The 13,190-nt window shown below is 71.4% G+C and carries 12 protein-coding genes and 1 pseudogene; 4 read left to right on the top strand and 9 right to left on the bottom strand.

From position 1 onward, the window contains the following. Positions 1-137: 137 nt before the first annotated feature. On the bottom strand, positions 138-269 hold the full coding sequence (locus tag ABT122_RS25220) for a hypothetical protein (RefSeq protein ID WP_351556525.1): 132 nt from the start codon (positions 267-269) through the stop codon (positions 138-140). A 190-nt stretch (positions 270-459) separates the two neighbouring features. On the opposite strand from ABT122_RS25220, the gene ABT122_RS25215 reads away from it, so the two are divergent. Next, positions 460-1,989 (top strand): helix-turn-helix domain-containing protein, encoded by a 1,530-nt coding sequence (locus tag ABT122_RS25215; protein WP_351556522.1) that lies wholly within the window; start codon positions 460-462, stop codon positions 1,987-1,989. Between the two features lie 88 nt (positions 1,990-2,077). Here the strand turns inward: ABT122_RS25215 and ABT122_RS25210 are convergent, their stop codons facing one another. Then, positions 2,078-2,380 carry a hypothetical protein gene (locus tag ABT122_RS25210; protein WP_351556519.1) on the bottom strand — a complete coding sequence of 101 codons (303 nt, stop codon included), beginning with the start codon at positions 2,378-2,380 and terminating at the stop codon, positions 2,078-2,080. Next, positions 2,377-4,767: a tetratricopeptide repeat protein gene (locus ABT122_RS25205; RefSeq protein ID WP_351556516.1), complete on the bottom strand. Its 2,391-nt coding sequence runs from the start codon at positions 4,765-4,767 to the stop codon at positions 2,377-2,379. The genes ABT122_RS25210 and ABT122_RS25205 overlap by 4 nt, the downstream gene beginning before the upstream one ends. 695 nt (positions 4,768-5,462) lie before the next feature. On the opposite strand from ABT122_RS25205, the gene ABT122_RS25200 reads away from it, so the two are divergent. The 3 genes and pseudogenes from ABT122_RS25200 to ABT122_RS25190 all read left to right on the top strand — a co-directional run. Further along, positions 5,463-6,167: a hypothetical protein gene (locus ABT122_RS25200; RefSeq protein ID WP_351556513.1), complete on the top strand. Its 705-nt coding sequence runs from the start codon at positions 5,463-5,465 to the stop codon at positions 6,165-6,167. A gap of 29 nt (positions 6,168-6,196) precedes the next feature. After that, the gene (locus ABT122_RS25195; RefSeq protein ID WP_351556551.1) at positions 6,197-6,433 is read left to right on the top strand and encodes a helix-turn-helix domain-containing protein; all 237 of its coding nucleotides are present in this window, start codon (positions 6,197-6,199) and stop codon (positions 6,431-6,433) included. 170 nt (positions 6,434-6,603) lie between these two features. After that, positions 6,604-6,744: pseudogene (locus tag ABT122_RS25190) on the top strand (transposase); the annotation flags it as partial. Positions 6,745-7,278: 534 nt separating this feature from the next. Here ABT122_RS25190 and ABT122_RS25185 read toward each other — a convergent pair. From ABT122_RS25185 to ABT122_RS25160, 6 genes are read right to left on the bottom strand one after another with little or no spacing between them, the layout of a single operon-like run. Next, the gene (locus ABT122_RS25185; protein WP_351556511.1) at positions 7,279-8,469 is read right to left on the bottom strand and encodes an NAD(P)/FAD-dependent oxidoreductase; all 1,191 of its coding nucleotides are present in this window, start codon (positions 8,467-8,469) and stop codon (positions 7,279-7,281) included. Next, positions 8,456-9,091 carry a flavoprotein gene (locus ABT122_RS25180; protein ID WP_351556508.1) on the bottom strand — a complete coding sequence of 212 codons (636 nt, stop codon included), beginning with the start codon at positions 9,089-9,091 and terminating at the stop codon, positions 8,456-8,458. The genes ABT122_RS25185 and ABT122_RS25180 overlap by 14 nt, the downstream gene beginning before the upstream one ends. Then, entirely contained in the window at positions 9,088-9,615 is a 528-nt protein-coding gene (locus ABT122_RS25175) for a hypothetical protein (RefSeq protein WP_351556505.1), read from the bottom strand. The genes ABT122_RS25180 and ABT122_RS25175 overlap by 4 nt, the downstream gene beginning before the upstream one ends. Further along, a complete protein-coding gene (locus tag ABT122_RS25170) occupies positions 9,599-11,071 on the bottom strand; it encodes a hypothetical protein (RefSeq protein WP_351556502.1) in 1,473 nt (490 codons plus the stop codon). The genes ABT122_RS25175 and ABT122_RS25170 overlap by 17 nt, the downstream gene beginning before the upstream one ends. Continuing rightward, on the bottom strand, positions 11,068-11,721 hold the full coding sequence (locus ABT122_RS25165; protein WP_351556499.1) for a TOMM precursor leader peptide-binding protein: 654 nt from the start codon (positions 11,719-11,721) through the stop codon (positions 11,068-11,070). Before ABT122_RS25165 ends, ABT122_RS25170 begins: the two co-directional genes overlap by 4 nt. A gap of 44 nt (positions 11,722-11,765) precedes the next feature. After that, positions 11,766-13,169, bottom strand: coding sequence for a SagB/ThcOx family dehydrogenase (locus ABT122_RS25160; protein ID WP_351556496.1), 1,404 nt, complete (start codon positions 13,167-13,169; stop codon positions 11,766-11,768). Between the last annotated feature and the right edge of the window lie 21 nt (positions 13,170-13,190).

The raw sequence follows: 13,190 nt of genomic DNA, 5'->3' as shown, positions 1-13,190 counted from the left end.
CGGTCGCTCAGCGCGGCGTATGTCCGGCGGGGGGCGCGGCTCGGCGCGGCGCGTGCCCGGCGGGGATGCGGCCCGGCGCGGCGCGTGTCCGGCGGGGATGCGGCCCGGCGCAGCGCGTGTCCGGCGGGGGCGGTCGCTCAGCGCGGCCCCAGCAGAAACAGCACGAGCAGCACCATGAGCAGCAGCGCCCAGCCCAGCACCCCGACCTTCCGCCGGTGCGGATTGCGCCCCTGGGGCCATGCGCCGGCGCCGCGCGGATCGTTCTCCATGGGCGCCGAGCATACGGCCCGCACCGGCGGCCCGGGGGCCGAGGCCCATACGGCCCCGGTCGACTTGACGGCCCACCACCTCCGACGGATCGTCAGAGAGCGGGCCCCGGGGGCGCGAGGAGCGCGGGATGTCACCCGGACGCCACCCCCGGCGAGCGCTTCATCTCATATCTGAGATAACGTGATCCGCATGGCAGACGACTACCTCGTACGCATCGGCAAGCTCATCCGTGACGCGCGTCAGCATCGCGGCTGGACCCAGACGCAGCTCGCGGAAGCTCTCGGCACCAGCCAGAGCGCGGTCAACCGCATTGAACGCGGCAACCAGAACATCAGCCTTGAGATGATCGCACGCATCGGCGAGGCGCTCGACAGCGAGATCGTGTCCCTGGGATACGCCGGCCCCATGCATCTGCGGGTGGTCGGCGGACGCCGGCTCTCCGGGGCGATCGACGTCAAGACGAGCAAGAACGCCTGTGTCGCGCTGCTCTGCGGCTCGCTGCTGAACAAGGGGCGCACCGTGCTGCGCCGGGTCGCGCGGATCGAGGAGGTCTTCCGGCTGCTGGAGGTCCTCAACTCCATCGGGGTGCGCACCCGCTGGATCAACGAGGGCGTCGACCTGGAGATCGTGCCCCCCGCCGAGCTGGACATGGACGCCATCGACGCGGAGGCCGCCCGCCGCACCCGCTCGATCATCATGTTCCTCGGCCCGCTGCTGCACCGCCTCGACACCTTCAAGCTGCCCTACGCCGGCGGCTGCGACCTGGGCACCCGCACCATCGAGCCCCATATGATCGCGCTGCGCCGCTTCGGCCTGGACATCACCGCCACCGAGGGGCTCTACCACGCCGAGGTCGAGCGGGCGACGGTGCCGGACCGGCCGATCGTACTGACCGAGCGCGGCGACACCGTGACCGAGAACGCGCTGCTGGCGGCGGCCCGCCACGACGGCGTCACCGTGATCCGCAACGCCTCCTCCAACTACATGGTCCAGGACCTCTGCTTCTTCCTGGAGGCCCTGGGCGTACGGGTGGAGGGCGTCGGCACCACCACCCTGACCGTGCACGGTGTGCCCACGATCGACGTGGACGTCGACTACTCCCCCTCCGAGGACCCGGTCGAGGCGATGAGCCTGCTGGCCGCCGCCGTGGTGACCGAGTCGGAGCTGACGATCCGCCGGGTGCCGATCGAGTTCCTGGAGATCGAGCTGGCCGTCCTGGAGGAGATGGGTCTCGACCACGACCGCTCCACCGAGTACACGGCGGACAACGGCCGCACCCGGCTGGTCGACCTGACGGTGCGCCCCTCCAAGCTGGAGGCGCCCATCGACAAGATCCACCCCATGCCCTTCCCCGGGCTGAACATCGACAACGTCCCCTTCTTCGCGGCCATCGCCGCCGTGGCCCAGGGCCAGACCCTGATCCACGACTGGGTCTACGACAACCGGGCGATCTACCTCACCGACCTGAACCGCCTGGGCGGCCGCCTCCAGCTCCTCGACCCCCACCGCGTCCTCGTCGAGGGCCCCACCCGCTGGCGCGCGGCGGAGATGATGTGCCCGCCGGCCCTGCGCCCGGCGGTGGTGGTGCTGCTGGCGATGATGGCGGCCGAGGGCACCTCCGTACTGCGCAATGTGTATGTCATCAACCGGGGGTACGAGGAGCTGGCGGAGCGGCTCAACTCGGTGGGGGCGCAGATCGAGATCTTCCGCGACATCTAAGACCGGGACATCTGATACCGGGACATCTGGGATACGGACGCGGTCGCGCCCTGTCCGGCTCGAAGGCAGGGCGCCGGGCAGGGCGCGTTCATCTCAGCTCGTCCAGCAGATCCTGGACCTCCGACAGCTCATCGCTTCCCATCAGCTCACGCAGCACCATGACTCTCTCCAGCTCGGCCACCGCCTTGGAGCGATCGAAGGAGACCAGGACGCCCGCGAAGAGCCGGCGCACCTTTTCCTCGTTGGGCCGGTCCTCCTGTTCGCAGTAGAGGTCGGACGCCTGCCGGTAGAGAGGGATGGCATCCTCGCTCTCGGCGCGGGCGAGGTGCACCTTGGCCAGGGTGAACAGCACATCGGCCCAGCCGCTGCGCTCCTCCGTGCACTCGATCACCCGGCGGGCTCCGAGCACCAGTGGAGCGCTTCATCGTGCTCGCCCCGGTCGAGATGGAGGGCGCCGATGGCGTTGAGCGCCGCTGCCTCTCCCACCGGGTCGGACAGCTGCCGATACAGCTCCAGAGCCCGGCGGAGGCTCTCCTCGGCCTCCGTGGTCTCATCCAGCTTGCGCTGGGTGATCCCGAGTGTGTACAGGGAGCGGGCCAGGCTGAGGGAGCCGTTGTCGCCGGGGTCCTGCTCGCTGAGGGACACGGCCCGCCGCAGGTGGCATGCGGCCAAACGGAAGTCCTCCAGCCGCCAGTACGTCCCCGCCAGCATCCGGTAGACCATGGCGAGGTCCGCCCGATCGGCCTCCGCCGCCGCGACCACGGCGGCGCTTTTGAGGTCTTCGCGCGCGTCGTCGAGGCGTCGGCGACGCCATTGATAGGTGACCAGGGCCATCGGCAGCATCCGCATGTACCACGTCATCCTGTGGCTGACAGCCAGGGCGATACAGCCTTTGATGGTCGGGTACTCCCTGTCCAGCACCTCCATCGCCTGCTCCGGGCCGGCGAGTTCGATCACAGTGACCCCAGTGGGATCACCGATGGGCAGCTTGCGCTGGCGGTCCAGCTGACGATCACAGGCCAGGACGTTGTGCAACTGGTGCTCCAGTGCCTGCCGCACGGTCGCCTGTTTGAGGGCTTCTCTGTCCCGATGGGTGGCGAGGGGCAGGTGGTGGTGGGCGAAGGCCCGCACCAGGTCGTGCAGATGAAAGCGGCCGGACCGGGTCTCGACCAGGCTCGCCGCCACCAGTTCCTCCAGGGCCCGGTCGGCCCGTATCCCCGCGCCCTCCGCCGCCCCGAGATCCATCACGGCTTCCCAGGTGACACTGGGTCCGGGATGGACGCCCAACTGCCAGAGCAGCAGCCGTGCCTCTTCACTGAGAACGCGTACGGAGCAGTTCAGCGCCACGCGGACCGACAGCTCGTCCTGGGGACAGTCCATCCGATCCAATCTCCTCCGCTCATCCTTCATCTCCCGCACCAAGGACTTGATGTTGGACACCATGCGGTGCTCCATACGTCGCGCCACCACCGTGAGGGCCAGCGGCAAGTTGCCGCAGATATGGATCAGTTCGGTGAAGTCACGGAGATACACCGCCCGGTCCTTCGCCATCACCTTCTCCTGAAGCAACGCCAGGGCATCCTCGTCACGCAGTGGCTCCATCGTGCAGACAAGCACCTCATTCTCGGAGCGCAGACGAGCCAGGGTGTTGCGGCTCGTGATGATCACGGCGCTGGCGCGGCCGACCGGGAGCAACGGCAACACCTGCTCTGAGCTGCGCGCGTCGTCGAGCAGGATGAGGACCGAGCGGTCCGCCAGAGCGGTCCGCAGCGCACCGATCTTTGCGGTGAGCCCGGTCACCCCTGAATAGGGCGGCAGATCGGGCAGGAATCGGTCCAGGATCTGCTCCGGTGGAGTGGGCTGTACGTCACCCTCGACGAATCCGTTCAGCTCGCCGTAGAGGGCGCCGTCGCGGAACCTCTCTCTCACCAGCCATGCGAGATCGCGGGCCACCAGGCTCTTCCCCACACCAGCCAAGCCAGTGAACAGAATGATCGCGGTTCTGCCGGCCGCCTGCTCTCGGCACACGTAGTCGAAAAGGACACGGATCGTCTCCTCTCGCCCGATGGGTCGACGGCCCTTGGGTGGTAGCTGATTCGGGATCGGGAGAAGCGCTCTTCCTGCTGATCGGGGCGTGCCTGCGCGCAATTGTTCGATAACGGGCTGGAGACGGTGGCCCGTTGGCCCATAGCGCTTCGTCCACGCTGCGACGCGGCGGTCCAACTCCTTGGCCGAGAGATTCCCGCCGTGTGCCCTCAGATAGAACTCGAAGATCCGCGGATGACCCGGTGATCGCGCGTGCCACTTCTCCGTCTCCTCGCGGAGCCACTCCTCCTGTCCGGACTTCAACGCGGCGTCGAGAAGTTGACATACCGCGCCGGATACCTCCGCCGTCAGCTTTTTCCGTCGTGCCTCGAAGCCGTCACCACGCAGCCCTTGCAGCGGTTCTCCGTAATCCGCCGACGGCACGGCGGCGGCAAGCTCCGCGAACCTCTCCCGAGGGGGCAGTGCCTCCGCTCGCCGTACCGCCGCGCGCAGACGCAGAAGATCGACACTCTCCTCGGGCGGACAGAGCGCACAGAAGCCCGATTTACCAGTTTTCGGCATGATCGTCTCGCCCAGTTGCTTGCGGAGGTCGGAGATCGCCCTGTCCACCAGACCGTGGACCTTCTTACTCTCCTCCCAGGACGACTCGGCGAGCTTCTTCCCCCAGAGGTACTCGGCGATCTGCTCCTTACTGCATCGGTACTCCGGCGAAATGGCCAGCAGCGCGAACAAAGCGGCCACTTTCGTCGTTCCGAAGACTCCCCCTCTTCCCTCGACCTTTGCCACGACCGGCCCGAGTACGCGCCCGTCCATCATTCTCCTCGTCCCCGCACCACGGTAATGAGCCGCCCCCCGGCGGCACCTCTTGATCTGTGCGCAGTCGCCGACCGCTTCACACGCATGTGCCTCCTCACGCCCCCCGGCCTCAGTTTTGGCTCAGCCTTGCCTCAGTTATGGGTCTGCGGAGTCCTCGACTGCCCGGGCACGATGACACAAGCCACTCGCCGAAACGCGAGATACCGGTGTAGTTCCTGATCAGAAGGGCCACTTCCATGAATAACCGCCAGCGTGTCCGCCGGGCGAGCCGTCTCAAGATGTCCCCCGGCTTCCCGCCGAGCCGACGTCACCCCAGCGCCGGCCACTCCGAGGAGATGCCCCCCGTCACCCAGCGGAACGGGAACGCGGGCGCCTCGACCTCCGGCACGGGCTGAGAGCGCACAGGCCACAAGGGTGCCCGCTCGGAGGCGGGCACTCTTCTCCCACCGCGTGTCGGCCCGCTGGGTGCCCGCGCCGACCGGACGGCCTTCGGCGCTTCGGTACCTGCTGTCAGCCGGCGCGGTCCACGATATCGAGAGAGGACTTCCCTCGTGCATTCCCCAACCATTGGTGTGTTCGCCTCGGTGAGACGGCACTTCGACAATCCCGGTGTGAAGGAGGCAGTACGGGTGATCATCGCCCACGAGACAGAGCGGGCCGAACCGGTCCGGCTGACCGCCGCGGAGGCTCACGAGGCCCTGTACGGGCCGGGCGCCGATCCGCGGCACTCCGCCGCGATCTGGCAGGCGGTGCTCAGCGCCGCGCGGGCCGACCTCACTCCGCACGGGGACAGCAGGCTCCTGGTGATCTGGCTGATGCTGCCCCGACTGACCGGCACGGTCCATCGCGTCTGCCGCCGTCTGGGCGCCGACCGATGTGATGTGGAGGCCGAGATGGCACTGGCCCTTCTCGAAGAGCTGACGGAACCGGGCAACACGACCCACTCCTGTGCCGCACCGCTGGCCAAGGCGGCGCGCGTCCGGGCGTGGCGCCTGGCCCGCGGCGGCTGGCGCGAGTTTCCCTCCACACGGGTGGAGCACATCGCCCGGAACTGTGCTCTCACCCACGAGGAGGAGAGCGCGGATGCCTCCGCGAGTCAGGGAGGCCTGGACATCCGGGTCGACCGTCCGGACGGGCCGGACGGGCCGCGTGCCTCGCTGCGCTTCCGTGTCCGCTCCGAGCACCTGCGCGCTGATGCCCTCGCCAAGGGCGGGGACGGAACGAGGGGCCGCGTCGAGGGCCGCTGTGTCCGGACGCGGCGGGCCCGACGGCGCGTTGGCACCCTGCCGATCCGCCCCGCCATGAGGCGCCGGTGAAGCACGATCAGGTTCTCGGCTTCACGGAGATGTTCGAGTTGCCGGTCTGTGTCGATCTGCGGACAGCGGCCCGTGCGTTCGGTGTCTGTTCCACGACCGCGTATCGGCTGATCCACCGAGGCGATTTCCCCTGCCTCGTCCTCCGGGTCGGTCGCGGGTACCGGATTCCGACCCATGAGCTGATGCGCGCGCTGGGCATCCATGAACGGCCCGTGTACTCCGTGGATCTCGGCCCGGACGCGGAGGTGCGGGTCAGCACTGGGTAGCCCTGCCCGACAGCCCTCCATGCGACCCCTGGGCCCGCATGGAGGGCCCGGGCAGCGCCCCGGCCCCGGCGCCCCGGCCCCGGTGTCCCCGTGCCCTTCAGCCGTTCCAGGTCGGAAGGTCTGACCTGGATCACCAGCAGGGCGATCAGGGCCGCGACGCGGCGAAGACGGAAGTCCCGTCCGGGCTCCAGGTACACCTGATCCTCGACAACTACGCGACCCACAAGACACCCGGCATCAAGAAGTGGCTGCCGGCCCACCCACGTTTCCACCTGCACTTCACACCCACGAGTGCCTCGTGGCTGAAGCTGCCGTGCCGAAGGTGGAACCGGTCGGCCTCGGTGACCTCCGTCTGCACGTCGCCGCCACGCCGCCGATCTTCAGGGGGTCGTGGGACCGCTCAGCATTGGCCGAGGGCCATTCACCCAGCGCCCAAGTCTCAAGGTCCTCTCCGGTCGCGAGACGGGTCGTACAGGACACGTTGCCGATCGTTCAGGGCAGACCGCCCATGCGCGCCGCACCGCCACCCTCTGCGTAGAGTCGAAAGAAGGACGACGGGCAGTGGGACTTCCGTGGGACTCCTCTGGGACTTCCGGCTGCATCAAAGGGCATGACCATGTAAGAACCGAAAGAATATTTACGCGGGTCAGCAGCCTGGCACCAGCAGACACCGCATGTTACAGACCCGACTGGTCTTTTCCGGGACATCTGATACCGGGACATCTGGGATACGGACGCGGTCGCGCCCTGTTCCGGTCCGGGGAAGCGGACCGGAACAGGGCGCGGTGGCGCGGGCGGAGCGCGGATCGGGCCGATGTCGTGCGGTGCGGGCCCGGTGGTGGCGCTCAGCCGGTGGCCGAGGGGACGGCGCGGGCCTGGAACGCGGTGTGGAACTCCTGGAAGGTGACCGCGCCGGAGGCCATGGAGAAGTAGAGATCGGACAGCTCCGGATCGTCGGCCAGCCGGCGCAGGTCCGCGAGACCGGACGCGTCGAAGCCCAGCTCGGCCGCCGCCAGGGTGGCGTGGTAGCCGCCCTCCGCGAGACTCCGCAGGGTGGTGGCGTACTCGGCCAGTGCCAGGTCCGGGGCGAGGTCCGAGGCGAGGGTGTCGGACAGCAGCTGGGCCTGGAGAAAGGCGTCGGTGATCCCCCAGGCGGTGATCGAGTCCTTGTGCATCGCGGCGTCGCCCACCAGCGCCCAGCCCGGGCCCGCGGCCTGCCGGATGAAGTTCCGCTGGTCGCCGGTGCCGTACAGCCGCTCGGTCGGCTCCGCCGAGCGCAGCCGCTCCCAGAGCTCGGCGTCGTGCTCACGGATGGTCTCCAGGTAGACCTCCATGGGCCGCTGCCGGGCCCGGGCGAACTCCCGCTGGCGCAGATAACAGACGACGAGGGTCGCGTCGTTGGTGGCGGACGAGCCGACCAGCACACCGTCCGCGTGGGTCATCGACAGCAGACGCTCGGCCGGCAGGTCCCAGAACCCGTAGTAGACACAGCTCCTGGGCGGGGCGCTGGTCAGCACCTCGGCACCGGCCAGGTGCGCCACCCGCGAGCGCATGCCGTCCGCGCCGACCACCAGATCGGCGCGCTCGTCGATCCGGCTCCCGCCGGCGGTGCGGCAGCGCACACCGGCCACCCGGTCGTCCGTGAAGAGCAGTTCACCGACGGTCGTGGCGTCCCGGAACTCCGCACCGGCCTCCACCGCGGCCTCGACCAGCAGCTGGTCCAGCAGATGGCGGCGGGGCGCGTAGTTGATCCGCTGGCCGCGCACCGGGCGGCTCGACCCGGTGACGGTGATCCCGCCGGCCCGGTAGGCCACCCGCTCCAGCGGCGGACAGCCGGTGGCGATCAGCCGGTCCAGCAGGCCCCAGTCGGCGAGCGCGGCAACACCCGGCAGCTGGATGTACAGGGTGGACAGGGTGTCCTTCGGGAAGACCGCCCGGTCCAGCAGCAGCACCCGGCGCCCCTGACGGGCCAGCAGCAGGGCGGTGCCGGCGCCGGCGCAGCGGGCGCCGACAACGATCGCGTCATAGCCGCTCATCGGCCGCCTCCCGGTCCTGAGCGGCCCACGCGTCCACCTCGCGCAGCACCGAACTCAGCGGAGGGCAGAGCCAGCCGTCCATCTTCCGGGTGGTCAGGCTCAGACCCGGCTCGGGCGGGACGACCCTGATTCCGGGGCGCGCCTCCAGCGCCGCGACATGGCCGGCCATCGCCGCGGACTCCCAGCCGCCGGGCGGCAGCGCGGGGGCCACACCGACCGGGGCGCTGGTGCAGTGCAGGGCCAGCAGGCCGGGCGAGTCCGCGAGGCCCAGCGCCAGCCGGGCCGTGTAGTGCATCGTCGCGGGCCAGACCACCGCCAACTCGGCCCAGTGCGACCACTCCACATGCCGGGCGTCCGAGGCGTCGGCGTCGGGCTCCCAGGTGTCGTCGAACACCGGCCGGCCGGTGAGCATCCGCAGCGCCTCCTTGCTCACGAAACGCGCCGCCGACCTGGTCAGTACCACCTGAACCTCCAGCGAGGGCTGCTGCACGCGCACCCAGGCCAGCTGCGCGGGCAGATGGGCGGCCATGATCGACCCGGTCACCACCAGCAGCAGCCGGTCGCCGTGCAAGGCGAGCCGCTCGACGTCCGGCATGGACCACTCGGCCCGCCGCTCGCTCATGAACCGGCCTCCGCCGACGGTGCGACCAGCAGGCTTCCCAGGTGTCCGCCGACGGCGCCGGGCGGGCGCACCAGACCCGCCCGGGTGTCGATGGCCGCCCGGTACCCGGCCGCGACCAGCGCCGTCCGTACCGTCCGGGCGCCCCAGCCGACCCGCACCAGCAGCGCCCCGAGGTCGGCCCCGGCGGTCGCCGGATCGCCGAACCAGAGCAGCGCGACCGGCACCCGGGCCTCTCGCAGCCCGTCCAGCCGCGCGGCCGACCCGGGCAGGGGCGCCGGCTCCCCCGGCAGGTGGAGCCCGGGTTCCATGCCCTCCGCCCGGACCACACCGATCAGCACCCGCAGACCGGGGCCGAACTCCCCGTTCAGCCACCTCCCGCACTGCTCCAGGGCTCGTCTCAGCTCCTGCGGGGGGACATCGCCCGGCCCGGTGACCGACACCGGCCCCGGCTCCGGTGTTCCGAGGGGTGGCGGGCCGAGCCGCAGCGCCGCGCCGTAGAGATCCGCCTCAGTCGTCAGTGGCATGCTCGGCCTCCCGGTACACACCGACCACGGCGGCCGGCACCTCCTGATCCGTCCTCAGCTCCAGCAGCCCGCTCAGCGCGGGATCGCACCGGGTGGTCACCTGGAGCCGGCAGCCCACGGCCGCCTGCCGCATCCCGGCCACTGCCGCGCCCGCCGCCAGTTGGGCGAGCCGGTGGCTCTCCGCCCGGCGGTCCGCGTACAACCGTCCCGGTGTGGCGACCAGCACCACGATCGCCGCCGGCTCCCCGGGCAGGCCGAGCGGCACCGGGTCGGCGGTCGCCCGGGTGGCCACCAGCCGGCCGGAATCCGGGTCGTAGAGATGCACCGGGTGGGCCAGTTCGGGGACGCCCAGCAGATAGACGTCCACCTCATCGGTGGCCTCGGGTTCGGTCAGCAACGGCCGCAGATACCGGGGCAGCCGGTCCAGCGGAAGTTTGGGCGAGGCCTCGTACTGGGACCGGATTCGGGACGTGGGCCCGGTCGCGCCGCGCGGCCGTTCGGCCCAGGGTGACCAGGCGGCGGCCCGCTCGTAGTGGGCGGCCGCCAGACCGCTCGCCCCGGGGGCCCCCGGAAGGCAGCGCGCGCAGCCCGGCTCCGGGCCGAGCACCAGCACTTCCTCGCGCAGCTCCGCCAGGGTGAGTCGGACCACCCGGCTGATCGTGCGCGGCGGTGTGATCATGCTCAGCAGCGCCAGCACCTCCGCGCAGACCAGCCCGGCGGACAGCTCCACGGCGTCCTCGGGCAGCGCCCCGCCCGACGCCGGTCCTATGGCCCGGGACCAGCACTCCGGGCAGCCGGTCCAGTCCGGGTGGAAGAACGGCCCCAGCTCCAGCCGCTCACCGTTCCCGGCGAACCGGAGCACCGGTGTGCCCCGGTTCCACAGCTCGGCAGCCAGCGCGGCGAATCCGGCGGGCTCCTCCTCGCAGATCACCACCAGTTGCCGCGGCTCGGCGGGGGCGACGGCCGCCCGTGCGGCGCCGGTGACGCCGCTCTCGTGCAGGCAGGCGAGCACTTCCTCGGCGAGCGGACCGGTTCCCACGACGGTGACACGGGCGTTCGCCAGCGCCGCCGCGACCGTCCGCACCTCGGCGTGGCGTTGGGTGAGCGAGAGGCTGCGGGAGAAGTAGGCGTCCGCCGCAGGGGCCAACGGTACGTCCGGCGCGCCCGGCGGGAACCACTCGACCAGGCCCCCCCGGTCCAGCAGCCGCAACGCCCGGACGATCTCGGGCCGGCGCGCCCCGGTGGCGGTGGCGAGGCCGGTGATGTCGTGCTCGCCGTCCAGCAGCGCGAACAGCCCCGGCAGCAGCCCGGTGGCCGCCGCGCCGGTGAAGACCTGGCGGTTGGTCACCCCCTCGACCACCAGCCCGTCCGGACGCCGGACCACCGCGAGGCCGCGAGCCAGCCGGGGACGCGGCTCAGCGGCCGGCCGCGGCCCTCCGGCCCCGGCCGCGCTCATCGCGCGCTCCCGGCAGCGGCCGGGGACGGCACCCGGAGGGACCGCGCCACCCGCGCCACCGCCCCGTCGGCGCCCAGCCGGTCCCGCCGCCCGCAGCGCGGACAGCCGTGGCAGCCCAGGGTCCGGTGCGCGGAGATCCGGCTGCCGACGGTGTTGGCCGACAGCACCAGTCCCGGTTCGCGCCGCCGCAGGGCCTGCCGCGCCAGGCCCGCCGCCAGCCGTACATGGTGCGGCAGATGGCCCCTGACGCCGAGACTCGGATCGGCGGCGTACGCCTCGGTCAGCACCCGGGCGGTGTCGGAGTACTGCCGGTGCTGCGCCCGGCGGTCCAGATAGCAGCGGTGGCACGGGCCGTCCGGCGGCGCCAGCCACGGTCCGACCACGATCCACGGGTGCTCGAACACCACCGGAAGCCAGGGCCGGCCGGCCGCGAAGGCGGCCTCGTCGACGCGCTCACCGAGCTCCTCCAGGGGCCGCCAGAGCGCCACCACCAGAACCTCGGGCGCGTTGGGCGGCGGCCGGTCGGACGTGAACTCCTCGATGGCCCGGGGCACCGCGCCGAGTTCCCGGCTGACGTGGTCGCGCACCGCCTCGCCGAACTCCCCGACGCCGGCCACCGCGACACGGTCCGGCTGGATGGCTTGATCCATGGGTTCTGCTTCCTCCTCTGTGTCGACGGGACAGGGTCCGGCGGTCACCGGTCGAGTGGCACGCCCAGCACGAACTCCCCGACGGACGACTCCTCCAGCGGGTCGAGCCCGGTGATCCGGGCGAAGGCGGCGGAGTCGCCGCCGCCGACCGCGCAGCCGCCGAGCCTCATCGCCGTCGCCGCCAGGTACATGGCCTGGTACAGCACGCCGACGTTCTTCAGCGTGGCCGCGTAGCTCAGGCCCCGGTACTTCCAGGACAGCCGGTTGAACCGCCCGGCGAGTGTGATCACCACCTGGGGAACGGAGGCCGAGCTGAGGCTCTGACGGGCGTCCTGGACCAGTTCCAGCACCGCCCCTCGCTCCGGCGTGATCAGCGTCAGACCGTGCTCCACCGGCTCGTAGTGGTAGACACCGGACGCGAGCCCCCGGCACCGGGTGACCGACAGATACACCTCCAGGTCATGGCTGGCCCCACCGGACGGGACCGGCCGGCAGGTGCGGTCGTAGGGCGCCGCGTCGTCGGCCGGTATCTCCTCGCGCACCCGGACGGTGCGGTGGAGGAACTCACCGAGCTGGTCCAGCGTCAGCGGTCCGGGCCCGAAAGCGCGTACCGAGCGCCGCTCCTCCGCCACCTCCGCGAACGGACGGTCCGTGCTCCGGAGCCGGTCCAGGTCCGGACGCGGCAGTGCGATCACCGGCTGCCGGACCGGCTTCACCGCGGCGAGCGGCGGGTAGCGGTCCAGGAACGGGTGGGTCATCCCGATCGCGAGACCGGAGAGACCCCGGCGGCTGTGCCAGTGGAGCAGAACGTCGTGGAACTCCCGCTGGGCGGGAACCGGGTCGGCGTCCTCGGGCAGCAGGCCGTCCTCGTCCACCGGTCCGGCGGCCCCGGCGGCGAGCAGCAGTTCCAGCAGCTCCAGCACGACCTCGGCCGGCAGCTCGGAATCCGCGCACAGCTCGCCCACCCGCTGTGGCTCGGCGAGCCGCGCCAGCACCGCCGCGGTCTGCGGGGCGATGACCAGCCGGGTGTGCCCGGTCAGCGACTCGACCACCAGCTCCTCGTCCAGGCGCCGCAGACAGGCGAACCGGGAGAGCTGAATCCGCCGGCCGGGCTCCGGACGCACCCGGGTGAGGGCGGCGAGCTCACCCGTGACGGCGACCCTCAGCAGTTCCCGGCCCCGGTCGACGCAGAGCAGATGGAGCACCCCCCGGTGCAGCAGTGCCGCCAGCTGCTCCGCCAGGGCCGCACCGGCCCGTGGCGCGAGTTCGGCCAGCTCGGCCTCGCCGCGCGCGCCCGCTCCCAGCGAGACCAGGGCGTCGGCGCACCCCGGGGCGGACGGGCGCAGCACCGTCGAGCGGCCGTCCGATGAGGTCAGCAGCACGGCGCCGGCGGGCTGGTCGTCGGCCGGCCGCATCCCGATACCGGGGGCGACACGCCAGACGATCACCGCTGCTCTCCGTCCCGGCGC

Source organism: Streptomyces sp. NPDC001985, assembly GCF_040296845.1.
Lineage (GTDB): Bacteria > Actinomycetota > Actinomycetes > Streptomycetales > Streptomycetaceae > Streptomyces.
The sequence above is the reverse complement of the archived record's forward strand: the minus strand, read 5'-3'. Positions and strand labels throughout refer to the sequence as shown.

Bases quoted from the DNA above. Each gene is read 5' to 3' on its own strand.
- ABT122_RS25215 (WP_351556522.1), top strand. From the start codon at position 460: ATGGCAGACGACTACCTCGTACGCATCGGCAAGCTCATCCGTGACGCG.
- ABT122_RS25165 (WP_351556499.1), bottom strand. From the start codon at position 11,721: ATGGATCAAGCCATCCAGCCGGACCGTGTCGCGGTGGCCGGCGTCGGG.
- ABT122_RS25170 (WP_351556502.1), bottom strand. From the start codon at position 11,071: ATGAGCGCGGCCGGGGCCGGAGGGCCGCGGCCGGCCGCTGAGCCGCGT.
- ABT122_RS25175 (WP_351556505.1), bottom strand. From the start codon at position 9,615: ATGCCACTGACGACTGAGGCGGATCTCTACGGCGCGGCGCTGCGGCTC.
- ABT122_RS25185 (WP_351556511.1), bottom strand. From the start codon at position 8,469: ATGAGCGGCTATGACGCGATCGTTGTCGGCGCCCGCTGCGCCGGCGCC.
- ABT122_RS25195 (WP_351556551.1), top strand. From the start codon at position 6,197: ATGTTCGAGTTGCCGGTCTGTGTCGATCTGCGGACAGCGGCCCGTGCG.
- ABT122_RS25180 (WP_351556508.1), bottom strand. From the start codon at position 9,091: ATGAGCGAGCGGCGGGCCGAGTGGTCCATGCCGGACGTCGAGCGGCTC.
- ABT122_RS25220 (WP_351556525.1), bottom strand. From the start codon at position 269: ATGGAGAACGATCCGCGCGGCGCCGGCGCATGGCCCCAGGGGCGCAAT.